The organism is Streptomyces sp. L7 (genome assembly GCF_050990935.1).
Taxonomy (GTDB): Bacteria; Actinomycetota; Actinomycetes; order Actinomycetales; family Microbacteriaceae; genus Leifsonia.
Genome location: NZ_CP194644.1, coordinates 396,954 through 417,841, shown reverse-complemented (window position 1 = coordinate 417,841; position 20,888 = coordinate 396,954). Strand labels below are relative to the sequence as shown.

Here is a 20,888-nt window from a genome sequence, read left to right as displayed (position 1 = left end):
AGGTGCTGCTTTCGGTCCGCGAGTCGAGTTGACAGAGTACAGGCTACGCGGCGAACCTCAGGATCCGGCCAACCCACTCCGGCCCAGCGCGCTTCGGATCAGGGCGACCATCCGGTCGGAGCCGTCGCGCACCCCTGTGATCGCCGCCTTGCGCGCCATGTCGTCGACCGCGATCCGGTCTGCGAGCAGCGGGAGCAGGTGCCCGTCGACCCACCCGGGGAGGAACTCCGCGTCGTCCACCAGCATGCCGCCGCCGGCCTCCACGACGCCCGCCGCATTGAAGCGCTGCTCGCCGTTGCCGATCGGGAACGGCACGTAGACGGCGGGGATACCGAGTGCGGCGAACTCGCACACGGTCGCGGCGCCCGCGCGCGCGACGGCGAACTCGGTCAGCGCGAAGGCGAGGTCCATGCGGTCGCAGTAGTCCAGCAGCCGGTAGTGCTCGATGCCGGGGTCGGTCAGCTCGCCACGGCCGCCCTGGATGTGGAGCACCTGCCAGCCGGCAGCGGTGAGCTGCACCGCACGTTCGGCGATCGTGCCGTTGAGCCGCCTGGCGCCGAGCGAGCCCCCGGTGACCAGGAGGGTCGGGCGGTCGGCGGACAGACCGAACGCGGCCAGGGCCTCCGGGCGGGCGGCCTCCCGGTCGAGCTCCTCGATCTCTCGGCGCAGCGGCATCCCGACGAAGCGGGAGTGGCGCAGCGGCGTGCCCTCGAACGCGACGCCGACCCACGGGGTGGAGCGGGCGCCGAGCCGGTTCGCGAGCCCCGGCCGGGCGTTGGCCTCGTGCAGCGCGTACGGCACGCCCGCGCGACGGGCGGCCGAGTAGGCGGGCGCGGCCGCGTAGCCGCCGAAGCCCACCACGACGTCGATGCCGCGCTCGCGGATCAGCTCGGTGACCGAGCGCACCGCGCGCCGGTACTCGCCGGGGAAGCGCAGCGCGGCGCCGTCGGGGCGGCGCGGGAACGGCAGCTTCGGGATGGTCGCGAGCTCGTAACCGCGGTCGGGGACGAGGCGCGCCTCCAGCCCCTCCTTCGTGCCGAGGACCACGACCTCCGCGCCCGGGTCGTCGCGGCGCAGGCGGTCGGCGACGGCGAGCAGCGGATTGACGTGGCCGGCGGTCCCGCCGCCGGCCAGGAGGTAACGGCTCACAGAGCGCTGCCCGTGGCGCGACGCGGGCCCTGTCCGGTGCGGGAGTTGCGGGCGTTCTGGCGGGCGAAGGACATCACGATGCCGATAGCGATCATGGAACTGATCATCGCAGTACCTCCCGCAGAGATCAGTGGGAGCGGCACGCCGAGCACCGGGATGACGCCGAGCACCACAGCGATGTTCACGAACGCCTGGAAGATCAGCCACACCATGATCGCGGCGGTCGTGACGCGCGGGAAGGTGTCGGTGGACGCGTGGATGATCCGCAGGAAGACGATCGCCAGCATCACGAAGAGCAGCAGGACCACCACGGCCCCGATCAGGCCGAGCTCCTCGCCGATGATGGCGAAGATGAAGTCGGTGTCCGCCGCGGGCAGCCACGACCACTTCGAGTGCGAGTTGCCGAGCCCCACGCCGAACACGCCGCCGGAGGCGAGGGCGTAGAAGCCGTTGTCGATCTGCCAGTTGACGTCGGGGTTCGCGGCGCTCGTCCCGCCGAAGAGCGCGGCGATGCGGCCCATCCGGCTGGCGCTCGACATGGCGACGACGACGGCCACGATCGCGACCCCGACGAGCCCCGCGAACAGGTAGCGCAGCCGCACGCCGGCGAAGTACAGACCGCCGAGGACGAACGCCGACATGACGATGGTCGTCCCGAGGTCGCCGCCGAGGACGACGACGCCGATGGCGCCTCCCGCGATCGGGAGGACGGGCAGCGCGACGTGCCGCCAGTCGTCGAGGAGGTCCTGCTTGCGGGACAGCACGACGCCCAGCCAGATCACGAGCGCGATCTTGATCGCCTCCGACGGCTGCCCGACGAAGCCGCCGATGCGGATCCAGTTGCGGTTGCCGCCGATCTCCACACCGAGCGGCGTCACCAGCACCAGGAACTGCACGAAGCAGGCCGCACCGAGGATGAACCAGATCGAGCGCTTCCAGAAGGTCATCGGGATGCGCGAGACGATGAACATCAGCGGGAGCCCGATGAGGGCGTACATGCCCTGCGACCAGAACCGCGAGAAGAAGTTGTCGGTGTCGTTGTGCGACTCGACGGCGGACGACGAGAGCACCATGACGAGGCCGAACACGACCATGAAGAGCGTGATGCCGAGCAGCAGGAAGTAGTCGGAGGACTCGCTGTTCATCGCCCGGCCGAGCGAGATGCGCGCCGTGAGTCCCGCGCGGGAGCCGTCGTCCCCGGTCGGATCGCCGGACGGCCGCTGATCGCGCGGCTCAGGCTCCCGGCGGACGCGAGGCGGGCTCGTCGTCATCCGCCCCACCTCCAAAGAACTCGTTGACGGCCGCCTGGAAGAGACGCCCGCGCTCTGCGTAGTCGGTGAACTGGTCCATCGACGCCGCCGCCGGAGCCAGCAGGACGGTGTCCCCCTCGCGGGCGAGACCGCCGGCCAGCCGCACCGCCGTCGGCATGACCCCTTCAGTCTCGTCGGCCACCACCTCCAGCGCGGGCAGCCCCGGGGCGTGTCGCTCGAATGCGGCCAGCAGTGCCGCGCGGTCGACCCCGATCAGGACGGCGCCGCGCAGCCGGTCCGCATGCGCGGCCACGAGCTGCTCGATGTCGACGCCCTTGAGGAGGCCACCGACCACCCACACGACGGACGGGTACGCGCGCAGCGACGCGTCCGCCGCATGCGGGTTGGTGGCCTTGGAATCGTCCACCCAGCTCACGCCGGCCTCCACCCGCACCAGCTCGATGCGGTGGGCGTCGAGGCGGAAGGCGGTGAGCACGTCGCGGATGACCTGCGGTTCGACGCCGTAGGAGCGGGCCAGCGCACTGGCGGCGAGGATGTTGGCGACGACATGCGGGGCGGCGAGTCCGGCCTCCGCGAGCTCGTCCAGGGTCGTCAACTCGATGGCGCTGTTGCGGCGGTCCTCGAGGAACGCGCGGTCGCAGAGGATGCCGTCGACGATGCCGAAGTCGCTCGGGCCCGGCACATCGAGGCCGAAGCCGATGGCGCGGGCGCCCTCGGTCACGTCGGCCTCCTCGACCATGCGCAGGGTGTTCTGGTCGGCGCGGTTGTAGACGCAGGCGACCTGGGTGTTGTCGTAGACCTTCGCCTTGGCCGCGATGTACGCCTCCAGCGAACCGTGCCAGTCGAGGTGGTCGTCGGCGATGTTCAGGCAGGCGGCGGAGTACGGCGTGAGCTCGCCGCCGCGGTTCCGGTTGATCCAGTGCAGCTGGTAGCTCGACAGTTCCACGACGAGCACGTCGAAGCCCTGAGGGTCGCGGATGGCGTCGAGCACCGGCACGCCGATGTTGCCGCACGGCGCGACGCGGGAGCCGCCGGCGAGCAGCATGGTCGCGGTGAGCTGGACCGTGGTGGTCTTGCCGTTCGTGCCGGTGACGCAGATCCAGTCCGCCGGGTCGCCGACCTTGTCGCGCAGCCGCCAGGCCAGCTCGATGTCGCCCCAGACCGGTACGCCGCCCGTCTCGGCCCAGAGCAGCAGCGGGTGGTCCCAGTGGAAGCCGGGTGAGACGACCACGAGCTCGGGATCGAACTCCACCAGCCGCGCGGGCGGCGTGCTGAGGTCCGGCTCCTCCAGCAGCTCGGCGCCGATGACCTCCAGCAGCATGGCGCGCTCGGCGTCGGCGCGCGAGGCGACGACCAGCACCTGCGCTCCCAGCTCGGCGAGCGTGTCGGCGACCGAGAAGCCGGTGACGCCGAGGCCGAACACGGCGACGCGCAGGCCCGACCAGTCGTGGTGCCAGCTGGTGAGCGACTCCAGGCGTTCGCGGGATCCGGTCACGTCGCGAGCCACTCGAGGTAGAACGAGCCGACGCCGGCCGCGACGAGGAGGCCGCCGATGATCCAGAACCGGACCACGACCGTCACCTCCGCCCAGCCTTTCAGCTCGAAGTGATGATGGATGGGACTCATCAGGAAGATGCGCCTGCCGTGCGTGATCTTGAAGTAGGCCCGTTGGACGATCACCGAGCCCGCCTCGATCACGAACAGGCCGCCGATGAGGACGAGCAGCAGCTCGGTGCGGCTGAGGATCGCGAGCGCGGCGACCGCGCCGCCGAGGGCGAGCGAGCCGGTGTCGCCGAGGAAGATCTGCGCGGGCGACGTGTTCCACCAGAGGAAGCCGACCACGGCGCCCACGATCGCCGTCGCGACGATCGCCAGGTCGAACGGATCGCGCACGTCGTAGCACTTCGCGATGTTCTCGGGATTGAGGTTGGGGCTCGCGCACGACTGGATCGACTGCCAGAACCCGATGATGATGTACGCGCCGATGGCGAGGATGCTCGCGCCGGACGCCAGTCCGTCCAGGCCGTCGGTGACGTTCACGCCGTTGGAGGCGGCCGCGACGATGAAGTTGATCCAGATCAGGTAGAGGCCGTAGCCGACCAGCACGCCGATCACGCCGAACTTGGTGATCGAGCCGAAGTCGATCGGGAGGTCCCGGATGAACGACACGCTCATCGTCGCCGGCGTGTAGCCGCGCGAGTCGGGGAACCGGACGGCGAGGAACGCCCAGACCGTCGCCACGAGAACCTGACCGGCGATCTTGGCCCAGCCTGTCAGTCCGAGACTGCGCTCGCGCCGGGTCTTGAGGAAGTCGTCCACGAACCCGACGACCCCGAGGCCGACCATGAGGAACAGCACCAGGAGAGCGGACACGCTGGTCTCGTCGCCCGTCAGCAGCAGGGCGGTGAAATAGCCGAACAGTGTGCCGAGGATGACGACGATGCCGCCCATCGTGGCCGTTCCGCGCTTGGCGTGGTGGCTCTGCGGGCCGTCGTCGCGGATGAACTGGCCCCACTGGAGCCGCCGGAAGAGCCGGATGAAGAGCGGCGTCAGGAACAGCGTGAACGCCATCGACAGCGCGCCGGAGGTCAAAAGGGCTCTCACGAGAAGAATTCTCCCAGTCGGTCGCCGAGGAAGCGCAGCCCCGCCGAGTTGGAGGACTTGACGAGCACCGTGTCCCCGGGGCGGAGCGCGCCGCTGAGGTGGTCGAACGCCGCGTCCTGGGTCTCGAAGTACAGGGACTCCCCGTCCCACGAGCCCTCGTTGATGGCGGTGATGTGCATGCGCCGGGCGGACGGCCCGACGATCACGAGCTGGTCGATGCCCAGCCGGACGGCGAGCAGGCCGATGCGGTCGTGCTCCTCTCCGGAGAACTCCCCCAGCTCGCTCATCTCGCCGAGGACGGCGATGGTGCGCTCCCCCGGCTCGGCGATCTGGGCCAGCGTCTTGATGGCGGCGGCCATCGAGTCCGGGCTCGCGTTGTAGGCGTCGTTGATGACGGTGACGCCACGGGCGCCGCCCAGGACCTCCATCCGCCAGCGCTCGGCGCGCTGCACGGTCTGCAGCCCTTCGACGATCGTGTCGATGTCCACGCCGAGGGTGTGCGCGGCGGCCGCGGCGGCCAGCGCGTTCATGACGTGGTGCTCGCCGAGCACACGGAACTGCACGGGACGCGACTCCCCGGGTCCCTCGCCGCCGTCGGCCGGCGGGAGGTGCAGCACGAACGACGTGCCGCGCGCGGTCGAGCGCACCTCGGTGGCTCGGACCGCCGCACGGTCGTCGAGGCCGAACCACAGCACGCGGGCCGCCGTCTTGTCGGCCATCGAGGCGACGCGCGGGTCGTCCAGGTTGAGGACGGCGACGTCGGACTCCAGGAGGTCGCTGACCATCTCGGTCTTGGCCGCGAGGGTCTTCTCGATGCCGCCGAACTCGCCGGCGTGGGCGAGGCCGACCTTGAGCACGATGCCGATGTCGGGCCGCGCCATCCGGACCAGCCGGGCGATCTCGCCGATGCCGCTCGCGCCCATCTCGGCGACGAGGTACTGGGTCTCCTCGGTGACCTCCAGCATCGTGACCGGCGCGCCGACCTCGTTGTTGAACGACGCGCGCGGGGCGATGGTCGGGCCGACCTGCTCCAGGATCTCGCGCAGCAGGTTCTTGGTCGTGGTCTTGCCGTTGGAGCCGGTGACGCCGACGATCTTCAGCGTGCCGAGCGCACGGACGCGGGCGATCACCTCGGTGGCGAGGTCGCCGAGCGCCACGACGGTGTCCGGGACGAGCAGCTGCGGCACCGGGAGGTCGAGCGCGTGGTCGACGACCAGGAGGGCCGCGCCGGACTCGACGGCCTGCGGGGCGAACAGGTGGCCGTCCGTCACCTCGCCGGGCTTGGCGAAGAAGATCGTGCCGGGCACGACCTCCCGCGAGTCGGTGGTGGAGAGGCCGGAGACGACGGTCTCCGGGGTGGCGGCCGTCCCATCGGGGAGGACGGCTCCGTCGAGCAGGAGCGTGCCCCGGGTCGCGTCGGCGATCTCGGCGAGGGTGAGAGCGATCATCAGAGCCACCCGGCCTCTCGGAGCGCGAGCCGCGCGTCGTCGCGGGCGGAGTACGGGAGGCGCTGGCCGGCGACCTCCTGGTAGTCCTCGTGCCCCGGGCCGGCGTACAGCACCACGTCTCCGTCGCCGGCGAGCGAGAGCGCGGTGCGGAATGCGGCGCGGGGATCGGCGACCTCGTACAGCTCGGCGTCCGGAACGGCGGCCCGGGCGCCGTCGAGCAGCGCGGCGCGGATCAGCGCCGGGTCCTCCGAGCGGGGGTGGAAGTCGGTGATGACCACCGCGTCGGCGCCGCGCGCCGCGATCGCGCCCATGTCGGCGCGCTTGGTGGTGTCGCGGTCGCCGTCGGCCCCGAAGACCATCACGATCCGGCCGTCGGTCACCCGGCGCAGCGCGCCCAGCAGCGACAGGAAGGCGTCGGGCGTGTGGCCGTAGTCGATGAAGACGACCGGGCCGCGGTCGCCGGAGAGCCGCTCGGTGCGGCCGGGGACGTAGGCGTCGATGCCGCCGTCGCGCTCCAGCGCCGCGCCGATGGCGTCGAGGTCGTAGCCGGACTCCACCAGCATGACGATCGCGAGCGCCGCGTTGGCGGCGTTGTAGGCGCCGAGGAGCGGCACGCTGGTCTCCAGCCTGCGCCCGTCCGGACCGCACAGCTCGAACACCGTCTCCCCGATGGTCTCCTCGATCACCGTCAGCGTCCAGTCGGCGTCGACCTCCGGCACGGTCGCCAGCGTGGAGACCGGGATGCGGGACTGCTCGACCAGCGCGCGCCCCCACTCGGAGTCGACCGTGACGACGCCGCGGCGCGCGCGGTCGGGCTGGAACAGCTCCAGCTTGGCCGCGAAGTAGTCGTCCATCGCCGCGTAGTCGTCGAGGTGGTCGTGGCTCAGGTTGGTGAAGCCGACCACGTCGAACTCGATGCCGTCGACGCGGTGCCGGCTGAGCGCCTGGGCGGAGACCTCGACCGCGACCGCGCGGACGCCCTCCTCGCGCATCCGGGCCAGCAGCGCGTGCAGCTCGCTGGCCTCCGGGGTGGTGAGCTTGCTGGTGATCGCGTGCTCGCCGATGCGGCGCTCGGCGGTCGAGGACAGCCCGGCGACGACGCCGAGCTGGCCCAGGATCCCGTAGAGCAGGTAGACGACGCTGGTCTTGCCGTTGGTGCCGGTGACGCCGAACAGCGTGGCCGAGTTCTCGTCGGTGCGGTAGACCCACCTCGCCACCGCGCCGAGCGCGGCGCGGGGATCGGGCGTCACGATGACGGGGACGCCCGCGTCGGCCGCGAGCTCCGCACCGGCGGCGTCGGTCAGGACCGCGACGGCACCCGCCTCGACGGCGGCCGAGGCGTAGCTCGCACCGTGCGCGTTCCTGCCCGGCACGCCGACGTACAGGTCGCCCGGCGCGACCGCCGAGCTCGCGAGGGCTGCTCCGGTCACCTCGACGGCGTCGAGGTCTCCCCGCACATCCAGCCCGAACTCCGCGACCAGCTGGGCGAGCGGGCGGGCGACGGGATGCTCGGGGCGCAGGGAGGAGGGCGCCGGTCCTGTCACGGGGCTCACTTTCACTCGGGGTCTGGTACGGGAGACGGTCTCAGGCGACGGCGTCTCGGCGGGGTTCAGTAGTAGGGCGGGTAGTCGGCCGGGCTCGACGTCGAGGGCTTCACCCGGTAGGTCTTCAGCACCTGGCTCATGATCGTGTGGAACAGCGGAGCGGCGGCAGCCGACGAAGTAATGGTAGTCGGGAACCCGAGGTTGACCGAAACGACGTACTGCGGATCGTCCACCGGAGCGATCCCCATCACCGACACGTAGTACGACGGCAGATAGCCGCCCTTGCCGTCCGGCTGCTGGGCCGTACCGGTCTTCGCGGCCACGTTGTAGCCGGGGATCCGGAGCTGCTTCGCGAGCTCGCCCTGGGTGGTGACGGACTCCAGCATTCCGAGCGTCGTGGTGGCCGCGTCGGCCGAGACGACCTTCTCGGCGGTGGGCTTCGGGACGTCGGTGACGGTGCCGTCGGCCTGCTTGCACCCCGCGACCATCGTCAGCGGGATGCGGGTGCCGCCGTTGGCGAGCGCCTGGTACGCGCCGACCATCTGGAGCTGTGTCGTCGAGACGCCCTGGCCGAACATGGTGGCGTACTTGGTCTGGTCGTCCCAGTTCTTCACCGGGTTCAGGATGCCGGACGACTCGCCGGGATACGGGAGCCCGGTGGAGTCGCCGATGCCGAACTTCGTGAGGTAGTCGTAGCGGGTCTGGTCGGTGAGCGCCCGCCCGAGCTGGGACATGCCGGTGTTCGACGAGTTCATCAGCACGCCGGTGAGGGTCAGCCGCTCGGGCGCGTGGTAGCCCGAGTCGTGCAGGTCGGCGCCGTTGCCGGACTTCCACTCGTAGGGCGCCAGCACCTGACTGGCAGGCGTCGCCTTGCCCTGGTCGATGAGCATGGCGGCCGTGAGCGCCTTGAAGGTCGAGCCGGGCTCGCGCGGGTCGGTGAGCGACTGGAGGCGCCAGTAGGACGGGTCGGTGGCGTCGATGTTGTTGGGGTCGAGCGCGGGCCACTGCGCGATCGCTTTGATCTTGCCGGTCTTCGCCTCCGCCACGGTGACGAAGCCGAACTTGGATCCTGTCGCCGTGACCTGCTGGGCCAGCGTCTGCTCGGCGAACCACTGGAGGTCGCTGTCGACCGTGAGCTCGAGGGTGCCGCCGTCCCTCGCCTTCTGCTGCACGACCGTGCTGCCGGGGATCGCGACCCCGTCCGCGCCGCGCTGGTAGGTCTCCACCCCGTTCTTGCCGGCCAGGCAACCGTTCTCGCTCTGCTCCAGGCCGCCGTTGCCGCCCTGCGAGACGTAGCCGATCAGGTTGCCCGCGACGGCGCCGTTCGGATAGCTGCGCGCCTGCGTCTTGCCGAAGGTGAGCCAGGGGTAGGGCAGCTTGTCGAGCTTGTCGAAGGTCGTCACGTCCATGCCGGACTTGATGAGCACGTACTTGGACTTGGCGTTCGCCTTCAGCGCGTCGTCGAACAGCTTCACCACGGCGTCGCCGCCCTGGCCGGTGATCGCGCCGATCTTGGCGGCGGCCTCCACCATCTTGTCGCGGCCGCCGGCGATCGCGTCGGACGGCGAGGCCTGCGCGGTGTAGGTGTAGATCGTCGTCGCCAGGATCTTGCCGCCGGCGTCGACGATGTCGCCGCGGTTGCCGTACAGGGTGGTGGAGTCCTCCTTTGCCTGCACCGACTGCTTCTGCAGGGCGTCGGCCCGGACCACCTGGATGTCGACCAGCTTGCCGCCGAGGATGGCGACGAACGCCGCGACGGCCACGACGGTGAGGGCCGTCCGCCTCCGCAGCATCTTCCTGTTGATCACGCCCCGCGTCCGTCCCGTCGCGTCGTCAGTGCGTCACCGGTGTCGGCAACGCTCCCTGCAACGGTACGGACGGCTTCGCCGGAGTCGTGGACGCCGCACCTGCGCTTGCGGAACTCCCAGCTTGGGCGGCCGCCCCCGCAGCCGCGGTGGGGGCGCCCGTCACCATCAGCCCGGGCGCCGCCGCGAGCGGCACGCCGTTGAGCTGCGCGTTCGGGACCAGGTTGCCCTGGCCTCCCGTCACGGTGCCGGCGGCGCCGGTCGCCGGGATGGGCGCGCCGAGCACCGCGCCGTCGGAGAGGCGCAGGTAGGCCGGGTTGCTGTTGCTCACCATGCCGAGCGCGTTGGCGTTGGCGGCGAGGTTCTGCGGCGATGTGAGCCGGTTGAGGTCCTCCGAGGCGGCCTGGTAGCTGCGCTGGAGCTGCGTCTGCTGGGCCTGCAGCGAACTGAGCTGGTAGGCGCCCTGCGAGACGCCGATGCTGAGCAGGAGCTGCGCGACCACGATCACGAGCAGGGAGGACACCGCGGTGATGGCGTAGAGGGTGCGCGGGCGTGCCCGGCGCTGGCTGCGCGTCGAGACGACCTCGAGGTGGGAGCGCCGCTCGCGGGCCGGCGTCTCCGGCCTGTCGAGGAGCGGCGCAGGCTCCTCCAGCTTCGCCGCCGTCGCCGCCGTGGACGCGGGCGCGTGCCACGCCATCGTCGGACGCCGTCGGACGCCGGTCCCCATCGGGTTGCTGCTCACGAGTCCCTCCTCACCCGTTCGGCCGCGCGCAGGCGCACCGGGGTCGCCCTCGGGTTCGCGGCCTTCTCCTCGTCGTCCGCCAGCTCCGCGCCCCGGATCAGGAGCTTCAGCTCCGGACGGTGCTCCGGCAGCTCGACGGGAAGCCCCGCCGGCGCGCTGGAGCGCGACCGGGTCTGCAGCTCCCGCTTGACGATGCGGTCCTCCAGGGACTGGTACGCCTCCACGACGATGCGGCCGCCCACCGCCAGCGCGTCGATGGCGGACGGGATGGCGCGCTCCAGCACGGCCAGCTCCTGGTTCACCTCGATGCGCAGCGCCTGGAAGACGCGCTTGGCCGGATGTCCCTGCCGCGCCACCGCGGCCGGCGTGGCCTTCTGCAGGATGTCGACGAGCTGTCCGGAGCGGACGATCGGCGCGTTCTGCCGCTCCTCCACGATGCGCCGCGCGTAGCGGGCGGCGAGCTTCTCCTCGCCGTAGTCGCGGAAGATCCGGCGCAGGTCGGCCTCGGAGTAGGTGGCGAGCACGACTTCGGCGGTGAGGTCGCTCGTGCCGTCCATCCGCATGTCGAGCGGCGCGTCCTTGGAGTACGAGAAGCCGCGCTCCACGCGGTCGAGCTGCAGCGAGGACACGCCGAGGTCGAACAGCACGCCGTCGATCGTGTCGATGCCGAGCCCGTCGAGCGCCTCGCGGATGCCGTCGTAGACGGTGTGCACCAGGTGCACGCGGTCGCCGAAGCGGGCGAGCCGGGCGCCGGCGATGGCCAGCGCCTCCTGGTCGCGGTCGAGCCCGACCAGCGTGACGTCGGGGAAGCGCTCCAGCACGCCGGCCGAGTGGCCGCCCATGCCGAGGGTCGCGTCCACGAAGACGGCGCCCGGCTCCTGGAGGGCGGGGCCGAGCAGCTCGATGCAGCGTTCGAGGAGGACCGGGGTGTGGATGTCGTCTGTCATGTCCGCATCCGGGAGGATCGGCTCCTGGATCCGGATCCCCATCCATTCCGACCTGCCACCGGGGAAGTGGCGTCAGGGCGTATGGCTGGGAGTCCGGTGCCAGGCGCTAGAACAGTCCCGGGATCACCTCCTCCTCCGTGTTCGCGAATGCTGCCTCCTGCTCGCCGAGGTAGGTCTCCCATGCCTCGGCGTCCCAGATCTCGGCACGGCTGCCCGCGCCGATCACGACCAGGTCTCTGTCGAGACCCGCATACGACCGCAACGGGGTCGGGATGGTGACCCGGTTCTGCTTGTCCGGGACCTCCGCGCTCGCCCCCGAGAGGAAGACGCGCAGGTAGTCGCGGGCCTGCTTGCTGGTCACCGGCGCCTGCCGGATCTTCTCGTGGAGCGATTCGAACTCGCGCTGCGAGAAGACGTAGACGCAGTGCTCCTGACCACGGGTCAGGACGAGTCCGGACGCGAGTTCATCCCGGAATTTGGCCGGCAGGATGATGCGCCCCTTGTCGTCGAGTTTCGGGGCATAGGTGCCGAGGAACATCGGCTCCACCCCCCACTCTCCCGGCCACGGCTGCGGTGTGCCTCCACTTTACTCCACTCTCATCCACAAAATCAGCACAATCGGGAATTTTGCCCCGTTTAGGGGTGTTTGTGCCGCGAAATCACGCGGGAGAACGTGGTGGAGGGAAATGGAGGGCGAACGCGTCTCCGGGCAGTGCCGAGCACACGAAAAAGGGCCGATCCGAAGATCGGCCCTCACGTGGGGTGCGAAGTGGAGTGCGGCGGAGGGGCTACTGCTGCCCGTCCTGGCGCTTGTCCCAGCGGTCGTTCATACGGTCCATGAAGCCGGGCTGGCCGCGGGTCGGCTTGCCGGACGAGCCGGCCGCTGCGTCGGGATCGATCGCCACGCGCTTGCCCGGCGCGATGGCCAGGAGCACGCCGCCGAACATCACCACGAATCCGAGGATCCCGACGATGGGGAGCTGGACGAAGACGCCGGTCACGAGGACCGCCACGCCGATGACCGCGAGGAGGATTCCGAGCACGATCGACCGGTAGGCGGGACGTGCTCGCTTGCCTCCGACCTTCGCTACGAAGTCCGCGTCGTTCTGGTAGAGACTGCGTTCCATCTCTTCGAGGAGGCGCTGCTCATGTTCTGAAAGCGGCATCCGGATCCCCCTCTTTCTAGCGGGTTCTAGGCGTTGTGTGGCCGATTGTAGCCGCACCACTCTGACTAGGCTATACGTGTGTCTGAAAGCATCCGATTCGTCGACCTCATCCAGTCAAGAATCGATGGATTCTTCGATGCGCGTGCATCCATTCTCGTCTCCATCGCCGACGAACTCGCCCCGATCGCGGCTTTTTCGAGGGATTTTCTCAGCGGCGGCAAGCGATTCCGGGCGTTGTTCTGCTTCTGGGGCTGGCAGGCGGTGCGTACGGCGGGCGATGAGCCGGGGGACGCCCCGGCGGTGACGGCCGGGGGCCCGCTCGACGCGGTCGTCTCCGTCGCCTCCGCGCTCGAGCTGTTCCACGCCGCCGCACTCGTGCACGACGACCTCATCGACAACTCGGACACCCGCCGCGGCGCACCGTCGGCGCACCGCCGCTTCGAGCGGCTGCACGACCAGGAGGGCTGGCAGGGCTCCGGGGCGACGTTCGGCACCGGAGCGGCCACGCTGCTCGGCGACTACCTGCTCATCCTCAGCGACGAGCTGTTCGACGAGGGCCTCACCCAGACCGTCAGCGCCTCGGCCCGACGATCGGCACGGGCCGAGTTCAACCGGATGCGTCTCGACGTCACCGCGGGTCAGTACCTCGACATCTTCGAGGAGATCGGCTGGGCCGGGCGTCCGGACGCCGACCAGCTCGCCAGGGCCGAGCGCGTGATCGTCTACAAGTCGGCCAAGTACTCGATCGAGTCTCCGCTGCTGATCGGCGCCAGCCTCGCGGGCGCGACGATCGGCCAGCTCGACGCGCTCCGCCGTTTCGGCCTCCCGCTCGGCATCGCCTACCAGCTCCGGGACGACCTGCTCGGCGTCTTCGGCGACGCGGAGGTCACCGGCAAGCCGAGCGGCGACGACCTGCGGGAGGGCAAGCGCACCGTCCTCATCGCGCTCACCCGGCAGGCGCTCCCGGCCGGGGCGCGGGCAGCGCTGGATGAGCTGCTCGGCGACCCCGACCTCACGCCGCAGCAGATCCAGACCCTTCAGATGACGATCCGCGACTCGGGCGCCGTCGACACCGTCGAGCGCATGATCGCGGACAACGTCGCGAACGCGATCGCCGCACTCGACGAGGCGCCGATCGGCCCGGCGGCGCGCGCTCAGCTCCGCGAGCTCGCGGTGACGGTCACCCGCCGGGCGTCCTGACCGAAGGCCGGATCAGGCCGGCGACACGTTCAGGCCGGCGGGGTTCAGGCCAGCGCCTGGGCGACGCGGCGCACCTCGGCCTTGCGGCCGGCGCGCAGCGCCTCGATGGGAGCCGTGCCGAGGCTCTCCTCGTCGGCGAGCAGCCAGTCCACGGCCTCGTCGTCGTCGAAGCCGTTGTCGGCGAGCACGATGAGCGTGCCGTGCAGCTCGCCGAGGGGCTCGCCGTCGCGGAGGAACACTGCGGGGACTTTGAGGACGCCGTCGATGCGCTTCGCCGCGAGATGTCGGTCCTCGATGAGGCGGCGGACACGGCTGACGCCGAGCCCGAGCTGCTCCACGAGGTCGGGGATGGTGAGCCACTCGGTGGCCTGGACCTGCTCGTTCACAGAGACAAGCGTGCCACGTCCGGCGGGCGATCACATGATCCAGGGAATGTTACGGTTGTGTTAACTGTTGTCACAGCAGCCACATTGGTTGACTCCTTACTCACGATGTGCGAGCGTGGACCACGGCTTTGTCACGCATAAGGGGGTCGACCATGTCTCTGAGCGAGAGCACCAACCGGCGCATGCTGGGCACGGTGCCGATCGCGATCGCCGGCTCCATCGCTGTGACGCTCAACCTCCTCACCCCCGCGCACGCCGCCACCGGCGAGGTGCGCGACCGGGTCCCGGAGACGAGTGACAGCGCGGCGAAGAGCGACAGCACGGCGAAGCGGGACGCGACCGGTCCGCGGAACACCATCCGCAGCGCGGAGGCCCCGCGTACCACGACGGCCTCGGCCGCCCGGATCGAGGTGGCGGCGGCCCCCGCGAGCTACCGGGTGCAGACCGGCGACACCGTCTCCGGCATCGCCGCCCGCTTCGGCATGTCCACCGCCGCCGTGCTCGCGCTCAACGGGCTGAGCTGGAAGAGCCTGATCTTCCCCGGCCAGGTGCTGGCTCTGAGCGCTGTGCCGAAGCCCGCGGCCGCAGCGCCCGCCCCGGCAGCGCCCTCCCCGCGCCGGCCGGGACCGCCTACACCGTCGCTCGCGGCGACACCGTCAGTGGGATCGCCGGCAGGTTCGGCCTGCGCACCTCCGCCGTTCTCGCCGCCAACGGACTGACCGGTGCGAGCATCATCTACCCGGGCCAGAAGCTCGCCATCCCCGGCATCACGACCGCGGCGGTGAACACCCCGATCGCGGCGCCCGCGCCGATCCAGGCGGCTGCCCCGGTCGTCACCGCGCCGGCGCCGGCACCGACTCCCGTCATCCAGCCGGGCCAGGTCGTCGCGCTCAGCGACGAGATGCGGGTGAACGCGCAGCTGATCATCCGCATCGGCCGCCAGGAGGGCGTCCCTGCCCAGGGCATCGTCATCGCGCTCGCGGCGGCGGCCCAGGAGTCCGGACTGAGGAACGTTCGCTACGGCGACCGCGACTCGCTCGGCCTGTTCCAGCAACGCCCGAGCACCGGCTGGGGCACCCCCGCCCAGGTGCTCGACCCGGCCCGCGCGACCCTGGCCTTCTACGGCGGAGCGAACAACCCCAACAAGGGCCGCACGCGCGGCCTCCTCGACCTCCCCGGCTGGACCTCGATGAGCGTCACGCAGGCCGCCCAGGCGGTGCAGATCTCGGCGTATCCCACGGCCTACGCCAAGTGGGAGACGTCGGCGCGCGCGTGGCTGGCGCAGCTCGGCTGACGGGCGCGCCGCGCCGAAGGTCACAGCCGGGTCACAGCCCCGGCGCACACCGGTGTTTTGCAGGTTTCACGGCCGCCCCGTTCCCTAGACTCGACCCGTGACCACGAGCCAGACAGACCCGATGATCGGCCGTCTCATCGACGGCCGCTATCAGGTGCGCTCGCGGATCGCCCGGGGCGGTATGGCGACGGTGTACCTCGCCACCGATCTGCGCCTGGAACGACGGGTCGCGATCAAGGTCATGCACGGCCACCTCGCCGATGACAACACCTTCAAGAGCCGCTTCGTGCAGGAGGCACGCTCGGCCGCGCGGCTCGCCCACCCCAACGTGGTCAACGTCTTCGACCAGGGCCAGGACTCCGACATGGCGTACCTGGTCATGGAGTACCTGCCCGGCATCACGCTGCGCGACCTGCTCAAGGACTACGGCAAGCTGACCCCCGAGCAGACCATCGACATCATGGAGGCCGTGCTCAGCGGCCTGGCCGCCGCGCACAAGGCCGGAATCGTGCACCGCGACCTCAAGCCCGAGAACGTCCTCCTCGCCGACGACGGCCGGATCAAGATCGGCGACTTCGGCCTCGCCCGCGCCGCCAGCGCCAACACGGCGACCGGGCAGGCGCTCCTCGGCACGATCGCCTACCTCTCCCCCGAACTCGTCACCCGCGGCGTCGCCGACGCGCGCAGCGACATCTACGCGCTCGGCATCATGATGTACGAGATGCTCACGGGCACTCAGCCGTTCCACGGCGAGCAGCCGATGCAGATCGCCTACCAGCACGCGAACGACCCCGTCCCGGCGCCGAGCAGCGCCAACCCGGCCGTGCCGCCGGAGCTGGACGAACTCGTGCTGTGGGCGACCGAGAAGGACCCGGACCGCCGGCCGACCGATGCGCGCGAGATGCTCGACCGCCTCATCGAGGCTGAGAAGTCGATCCGCGGCGATGTCGCGATGCAGTCGACGATGGTGCTCCCGCCCGCGTTCGACATCGCCGACGGCGACACCCAGATCATCAACCCCGCCATCCGGCAGCAGGTCGCCTCGAGCACGCCGACCGCGACGGACACGCTGACCCAGGCCGCCCGGCGCCGCCGCGGCAAGGGCTGGTGGCTGTTCGCGCTCGTGCTGGTGCTGGCGGCCGTCGCCGGCGGGACCGGCTGGTACTTCGGCTCGGGACCGGGCTCGTTCGTCACAGTGCCGAACGTCGTGTCGCAAGCGCCCGCCGCCGCCGCCACGACCCTGACGAACCTGGGCTTCAAGACCGTTCAGGCGCCCGAGTACAGCGTGACCATCCCCGCCGGGCAGGTGTCCAGCACCGACCCGAAGGCCGGCGCGTCCGCGAACCGCGGCAGCACCGTCACGCTCCGCGTCTCGCAGGGCCCGAAGCCGGTCACCATCCCCGCCCTCGCCGGTGCGAGCCTCGACGCGGCGAAGTCCGCGATCACGGGCACCGGAGCGAAGGTCGGCGACGTCGCGCAGCAGTTCGACGCCAAAGTCCCTGCGAATACGGTCATCTCCGCGACCCGCGCCTCCGACGGCAGCGACATCTCCGGTGGCGGCGGCTACTTCCAGGCGGCGGCGGTGAACCTGGTCGTGTCGGTCGGCCCCATCCCGGACGTCACAGGCAAGTCGGTCTCGGGCGCCACCGCGGCGCTCGAGAAGGTCGGACTGCACGCCACCGCCGGCCCGCAGAGCTACAGCGACACGATCGACAAGGGCGACGTCATCTCCGCCCAGCCGCAGGGACAGCCGGTGCGCCCGGGCGACACGCTCGCACTCGAGACGTCACGCGGGCCCGCTCCGGTGCCGGTGCCCGACGTGGTCGGGCAGACCTGGGACAAGGCCAAGGCGGCGCTGCAGGCGGCGGGCTTCCAGCTCAACTACAGCGCTGCGGCCGACCTGCTGCCCGGCGGGTTCGTGGTCTCCAAGGTGTCGCCGTCCCCGGGCACGGAGGCGCCCAAGGGGTCGACCGTCACGGTCAACTTCGCCGGCTTCTGAGTCTCGTCCCCCGCAACGCGAGAACGCCCTCATCCGCACCGGATGAGGGCGTTCTGACGTGTCAGCCGGATCAGCCGAGGCTGAGCTCCTCGGCGACCAGGAACGCGAGCTCCAGCGACTGCATGTGGTTCAGGCGCGGGTCGCACAGCGACTCGTAGCGGGTGGCGAGGGTCTCCTCGTCGATGTGCTCCGAGCCGCCCAGGCACTCGGTGACGTCGTCGCCGGTGAGCTCGACGTGGATGCCGCCCGGGTGCGTCCCCGCCGCGCGGTGCGCCTCGAAGAAGCCCTTGACCTCGTCCACGACGTCGTCGAAGCGACGCGTCTTGTAGCCGTTCGGCGTCGTGAGCCCGTTACCGTGCATCGGGTCGGTGACCCAGAGCGGGTTGGCGTCGGAGTTCTTCACGGCCTCCAGCAGCGGCGGCAGGGCGTCGCGGACCTTGCCCGCGCCCATCCTCGTGATGAAGGTCAGGCGGCCGGGCTCGCGCTCGGGGTCGAGCGCGTCGATCAGGCGGCGCATGTCGTCGGCCGTCGTGGCCGGGCCGAGCTTGACGCCGATCGGGTTGCGGACACGGGACAGGAAGTCCACGTGCGCGCCGTCGAGGTCGCGGGTGCGCTCCCCGATCCAGACGAAGTGCGCCGACGTGTTGTACGGCGTCCCGGTGCGCGAGTCGATGCGCGTCATCGGACGCTCGTAGTCCATCAGCAGCGCCTCGTGGCTGCTGTAGAACTCCACGCGGGTCAGCTCGTCGAAGTCGGCACCCGCCGCCTCCATGAACTTGATGGCGCGGTCGATGTCGCGGGCGAGGCCCTCGTAGCGCTGGTTGGCCGGGTTCGCGGAGAAGCCCTTGTTCCAGCTGTGCACCTCTCGCAGGTCGGCGAAGCCACCCTGCGTGAAGGCGCGGATGAGGTTCAGCGTGGAGGCCGCCGTGTGGTAGCCCTGGACCAACCGGCGCGGGTCGGCCGTGCGGGACTCCGGGGTGAAGTCGTAGCCGTTGACGATGTCGCCGCGGTAGGCAGGCAGCGTCACGCCGCCGCGGGTCTCGGTGTCGCTGGAGCGCGGCTTGGCGAACTGCCCGGCCATCCGGCCCATCTTGATGACGGGCACGGACGCGCCGTACGTCAGCACGACGGCCATCTGCAGCACGGTCTTGACCCGGTTGCGGATCTGGTCGGCCGTCGCACCGGCGAAGGTCTCGGCGCAGTCGCCGCCCTGCAGCAGGAACGCCTTGCCCTGCGCGGCGCGAGCGAGCCGCGAGCGGAGCTGGTCCACCTCGCCGGCGAACACCAGCGGCGGCAGGGTCGCGATCTCCGCGGACGCCGCGGCCGCGGCCTCCGGGTCAGGCCACTGCGGCTGCTGCTTGATCGGGAGCGTGCGCCAATAGTCCAGGCCCTCGATCACGGAGTCGTCAGCTTTCACGACGGGATCTGTGGTCTGCAGCACTGTTCTGGTTCCGCTCGGTCGGGTGGATTGGGATAACCGAGCCTATCGCGCCGGACGGGCCTCCGGCGTCGTCGGGGCGGATTGTGACGGGACCGCGACCGGCGGCGGGGAGGCGGGGTCGGAGGCGAGCGCCGCGCGCTTCTCCTTCACCGTGCTGGCGTAGACGTCGACGTACTCCTGCTCGCCGAGAGCGTGCAGGGCGTACATGATCTCGTCGGTGACCGAGCGGAGGATGAAGCGGTCGCCCTCCATGCCCTCGAAGCGGGAGAAGTCGAGCGGCTCGCCGATGATGATCCCGATCCGGCCGATGCGCGGCAGCCGCTTGCCGATCGGCATGATATCGGCGGTGTCGACCATCGCGACCGGGACGACCGGCACGCCGGCCTCCAGGATCATCCGCGCGACGCCGGTCCGACCCCGGTACAGCTTGCCGTCGGGGCTGCGGGTGCCTTCCGGGTAGATGCCGAGGATCTCACCGCGCGCCAGGACGGCGAGACCGGTGTTGAGCGAGGCCTCGGACGCTTTGCCGCCCGACCGGTCGATGGGGAGCTGGCCGGTGGCGTTCATGAAGGCCCTGGTCGCCCAGCCCTTCAGGCCTCGGCGGGTGAAGTAGTCGCTCTTGGCGAGGAAGGACACGTGCCGGTCGACGACGATCGGCAGGAAGATCGAGTCGATGAACGACAGGTGGTTGCTGGCGAGGATGACCGCACCGTTCGCCGGGACGTTCTCCAGCCCCACGACCCAGGGGCGGAAGACGCCTCGGAGCAGCGGCCCCGCGATCAGGTTCTTCATCAGCCAGTAGAACATCGATCGAAAGCCTAGTGCCCCGCCCCGCTCACCGGGAGGACCGGCTCATGCGCGGTCGCGCGCACGGAGGCGCCTCAGAGCGCCGCGTGCAGGCGGGCCAGGTCGGCGGCGCCGACCACCCCGGCGTCGTTGACAAGCTCCGCGATCTTGAACTCCGGCTCCGGGTGGAAGCCACGCGCGGGCAGGTTCTCCAGGTAGGCCTGCCGGATCGGCTCGAGGAGCAGCTCCCCCGCCTGCGCGACGCCGCCACCGAACACGAAGAGCTGCGGGTCGAGGATGGCGCCGAGGCTCGCGCAGGCCTGGCCGAGCCAGTCGCCGAGCTGCCGCAGGGCGGCCAGCGCGCCGGGGTCGCCGGCCACGATGAGCCCGGAGATGTCGCTGCCGCTCAGCTCGCCCTTACGGCTCCGGATGTCGGCGAGCGACTGCCCGATGCCGCCCGCGTCGGCGAGCTCGTTCGCCATCCGCTGGAGCGCCCGGCCGGAGCCGTACTGCTCGATGCAGCCGTGCGCGCCGCAACCGCAGGGCAGGCCGCCCGGTACGACGCGCATGTGGCCGATCTCCGCTCCCGCGCCGAAGCCGCCGCGGAACAGCCGGTCGTTGCTGACGATCGCGCCGCCCACGCCGGTGCCGATGGTGAGGATGACCATGTCGCTGACCAGACGGCCTGCGCCGTAGCGGAACTCCGCCCAGCCCGCTGCGTTGGCATCGTTCTCGATGAGCACGGGGACGTCGATGCGCTTCTCGAGCTTCTCCCGGAACGGCTCGTGCCGCCAGTTGATGTTCGGCGCGTAGTACACGGTGGACTGCGCCGCGTCGATGAAACCGGCCGCGGCGACCCCCGCGCCCGCGATCTCCTCCGGGCCGTCCGACAGCCGCTCGATCATCGCGACGACGGCGTTCTCGATCTCCTCGGGGCGGGTCGCGTCGGTCGGCACGCGATCCTCGCGGACGATCGCGCCGAGCTCGTCGACGACTGCTCCGGCGATCTTGGTCCCGCCGATGTCGATTCCGATGGCGTGCACAGGCGGGCCCCTTCCGGGTGGGTGTGGGTCGGGCGACGATGAGGGGAAAGCGGACCGGGTCGT

At 70.8% G+C, this 20,888-nt stretch carries 17 protein-coding genes and 3 pseudogenes; 5 read left to right on the top strand and 15 right to left on the bottom strand.

What is annotated here, in order from left to right:
• Positions 1–57 precede the first annotated feature (57 nt).
• From ACR5MH_RS02105 to ACR5MH_RS02055, 11 genes are all read right to left on the bottom strand, one after another.
• Complete coding sequence (locus tag ACR5MH_RS02105; protein WP_433862227.1) at positions 58–1,149, bottom strand: UDP-N-acetylglucosamine--N-acetylmuramyl-(pentapeptide) pyrophosphoryl-undecaprenol N-acetylglucosamine transferase; 1,092 nt, start codon at positions 1,147–1,149, stop codon at positions 58–60.
• Positions 1,146–2,420, bottom strand: a complete 1,275-nt coding sequence (gene ftsW / locus ACR5MH_RS02100) for a putative lipid II flippase FtsW (RefSeq protein ID WP_431350224.1) — start codon at positions 2,418–2,420, stop codon at positions 1,146–1,148. Before ftsW ends, ACR5MH_RS02105 begins: the two co-directional genes overlap by 4 nt.
• Positions 2,383–3,915 (bottom strand): UDP-N-acetylmuramoyl-L-alanine--D-glutamate ligase, encoded by a 1,533-nt coding sequence (murD, locus tag ACR5MH_RS02095; RefSeq protein WP_431350223.1) that lies wholly within the window; start codon positions 3,913–3,915, stop codon positions 2,383–2,385. Before murD ends, ftsW begins: the two co-directional genes overlap by 38 nt.
• On the bottom strand, positions 3,912–5,024 hold the full coding sequence (mraY, locus tag ACR5MH_RS02090) for a phospho-N-acetylmuramoyl-pentapeptide-transferase (RefSeq protein WP_431350222.1): 1,113 nt from the start codon (positions 5,022–5,024) through the stop codon (positions 3,912–3,914). The genes murD and mraY overlap by 4 nt, the downstream gene beginning before the upstream one ends.
• A complete protein-coding gene (locus ACR5MH_RS02085; RefSeq protein ID WP_431350221.1) occupies positions 5,021–6,472 on the bottom strand; it encodes a UDP-N-acetylmuramoyl-tripeptide--D-alanyl-D-alanine ligase in 1,452 nt (483 codons plus the stop codon). The genes mraY and ACR5MH_RS02085 overlap by 4 nt, the downstream gene beginning before the upstream one ends.
• On the bottom strand, positions 6,472–8,016 hold the full coding sequence (locus tag ACR5MH_RS02080; protein WP_431350220.1) for a Mur ligase family protein: 1,545 nt from the start codon (positions 8,014–8,016) through the stop codon (positions 6,472–6,474). The genes ACR5MH_RS02085 and ACR5MH_RS02080 overlap by 1 nt, the downstream gene beginning before the upstream one ends.
• A gap of 65 nt (positions 8,017–8,081) precedes the next feature.
• The gene (locus ACR5MH_RS02075) at positions 8,082–9,824 is read right to left on the bottom strand and encodes a peptidoglycan D,D-transpeptidase FtsI family protein (protein WP_431350219.1); all 1,743 of its coding nucleotides are present in this window, start codon (positions 9,822–9,824) and stop codon (positions 8,082–8,084) included.
• 25 nt (positions 9,825–9,849) lie between these two features.
• Complete coding sequence (locus tag ACR5MH_RS02070) at positions 9,850–10,563, bottom strand: hypothetical protein (protein ID WP_431350218.1); 714 nt, start codon at positions 10,561–10,563, stop codon at positions 9,850–9,852.
• Positions 10,560–11,510: a 16S rRNA (cytosine(1402)-N(4))-methyltransferase RsmH gene (rsmH, locus tag ACR5MH_RS02065; RefSeq protein ID WP_431350217.1), complete on the bottom strand. Its 951-nt coding sequence runs from the start codon at positions 11,508–11,510 to the stop codon at positions 10,560–10,562. The genes ACR5MH_RS02070 and rsmH overlap by 4 nt, the downstream gene beginning before the upstream one ends.
• Positions 11,511–11,616: 106 nt before the next feature.
• Positions 11,617–12,048 (bottom strand): division/cell wall cluster transcriptional repressor MraZ, encoded by a 432-nt coding sequence (gene mraZ / locus ACR5MH_RS02060; RefSeq protein WP_431350249.1) that lies wholly within the window; start codon positions 12,046–12,048, stop codon positions 11,617–11,619.
• A gap of 250 nt (positions 12,049–12,298) precedes the next feature.
• A complete protein-coding gene (locus tag ACR5MH_RS02055; RefSeq protein WP_431350216.1) occupies positions 12,299–12,676 on the bottom strand; it encodes a DUF3040 domain-containing protein in 378 nt (125 codons plus the stop codon).
• Positions 12,677–12,754: 78 nt separating this feature from the next.
• Here ACR5MH_RS02055 and ACR5MH_RS02050 point away from each other — a divergent pair, with 78 nt between their 5' ends.
• The gene (locus ACR5MH_RS02050) at positions 12,755–13,876 is read left to right on the top strand and encodes a polyprenyl synthetase family protein (protein ID WP_431350215.1); all 1,122 of its coding nucleotides are present in this window, start codon (positions 12,755–12,757) and stop codon (positions 13,874–13,876) included.
• 44 nt (positions 13,877–13,920) lie between these two features.
• Here ACR5MH_RS02050 and ACR5MH_RS02045 read toward each other — a convergent pair whose 3' ends face one another.
• Positions 13,921–14,262, bottom strand: a complete 342-nt coding sequence (locus ACR5MH_RS02045; RefSeq protein WP_185277088.1) for an Rv2175c family DNA-binding protein — start codon at positions 14,260–14,262, stop codon at positions 13,921–13,923.
• Between the two features lie 152 nt (positions 14,263–14,414).
• On the opposite strand from ACR5MH_RS02045, the pseudogene ACR5MH_RS02040 reads away from it, so the two are divergent.
• The 4 genes and pseudogenes from ACR5MH_RS02040 to pknB form a co-directional block, all read left to right on the top strand.
• A pseudogene (locus tag ACR5MH_RS02040) lies at positions 14,415–14,792 on the top strand (LysM peptidoglycan-binding domain-containing protein); the annotation flags it as partial.
• Positions 14,783–14,962, top strand: a pseudogene (locus ACR5MH_RS02035) (LysM peptidoglycan-binding domain-containing protein); the annotation flags it as partial. The pseudogenes ACR5MH_RS02040 and ACR5MH_RS02035, both read left to right, overlap by 10 nt.
• A gap of 195 nt (positions 14,963–15,157) precedes the next feature.
• Positions 15,158–15,535: pseudogene (locus ACR5MH_RS02030) on the top strand (hypothetical protein); the annotation flags it as partial.
• Positions 15,536–15,653: 118 nt separating this feature from the next.
• Positions 15,654–17,555 (top strand): Stk1 family PASTA domain-containing Ser/Thr kinase, encoded by a 1,902-nt coding sequence (pknB, locus tag ACR5MH_RS02025; protein WP_431350214.1) that lies wholly within the window; start codon positions 15,654–15,656, stop codon positions 17,553–17,555.
• Positions 17,556–17,625: 70 nt separating this feature from the next.
• Here pknB and ACR5MH_RS02020 read toward each other — a convergent pair whose 3' ends face one another.
• The 3 genes from ACR5MH_RS02020 to ACR5MH_RS02010 all read right to left on the bottom strand — a co-directional run bounded on the left by ACR5MH_RS02020 (position 17,626) and on the right by ACR5MH_RS02010 (position 20,825).
• Positions 17,626–18,972 carry a class II 3-deoxy-7-phosphoheptulonate synthase gene (locus ACR5MH_RS02020; protein WP_433862226.1) on the bottom strand — a complete coding sequence of 449 codons (1,347 nt, stop codon included), beginning with the start codon at positions 18,970–18,972 and terminating at the stop codon, positions 17,626–17,628.
• 66 nt (positions 18,973–19,038) lie between these two features.
• Positions 19,039–19,803 carry a lysophospholipid acyltransferase family protein gene (locus tag ACR5MH_RS02015; RefSeq protein WP_431350212.1) on the bottom strand — a complete coding sequence of 255 codons (765 nt, stop codon included), beginning with the start codon at positions 19,801–19,803 and terminating at the stop codon, positions 19,039–19,041.
• A 74-nt stretch (positions 19,804–19,877) separates the two neighbouring features.
• Positions 19,878–20,825, bottom strand: a complete 948-nt coding sequence (locus ACR5MH_RS02010; protein ID WP_433862225.1) for an ROK family glucokinase — start codon at positions 20,823–20,825, stop codon at positions 19,878–19,880.
• Positions 20,826–20,888 lie beyond the last annotated feature (63 nt).

Bases quoted from the DNA above. Each gene is read 5' to 3' on its own strand.
- ACR5MH_RS02015 (WP_431350212.1), bottom strand. From the start codon at position 19,803: ATGTTCTACTGGCTGATGAAGAACCTGATCGCGGGGCCGCTGCTCCGA.
- ftsW (WP_431350224.1), bottom strand. From the start codon at position 2,420: ATGACGACGAGCCCGCCTCGCGTCCGCCGGGAGCCTGAGCCGCGCGAT.
- ACR5MH_RS02055 (WP_431350216.1), bottom strand. From the start codon at position 12,676: ATGCCGCTTTCAGAACATGAGCAGCGCCTCCTCGAAGAGATGGAACGC.
- rsmH (WP_431350217.1), bottom strand. From the start codon at position 11,510: ATGACAGACGACATCCACACCCCGGTCCTCCTCGAACGCTGCATCGAG.
- mraZ (WP_431350249.1), bottom strand. From the start codon at position 12,048: ATGTTCCTCGGCACCTATGCCCCGAAACTCGACGACAAGGGGCGCATC.
- ACR5MH_RS02085 (WP_431350221.1), bottom strand. From the start codon at position 6,472: ATGATCGCTCTCACCCTCGCCGAGATCGCCGACGCGACCCGGGGCACG.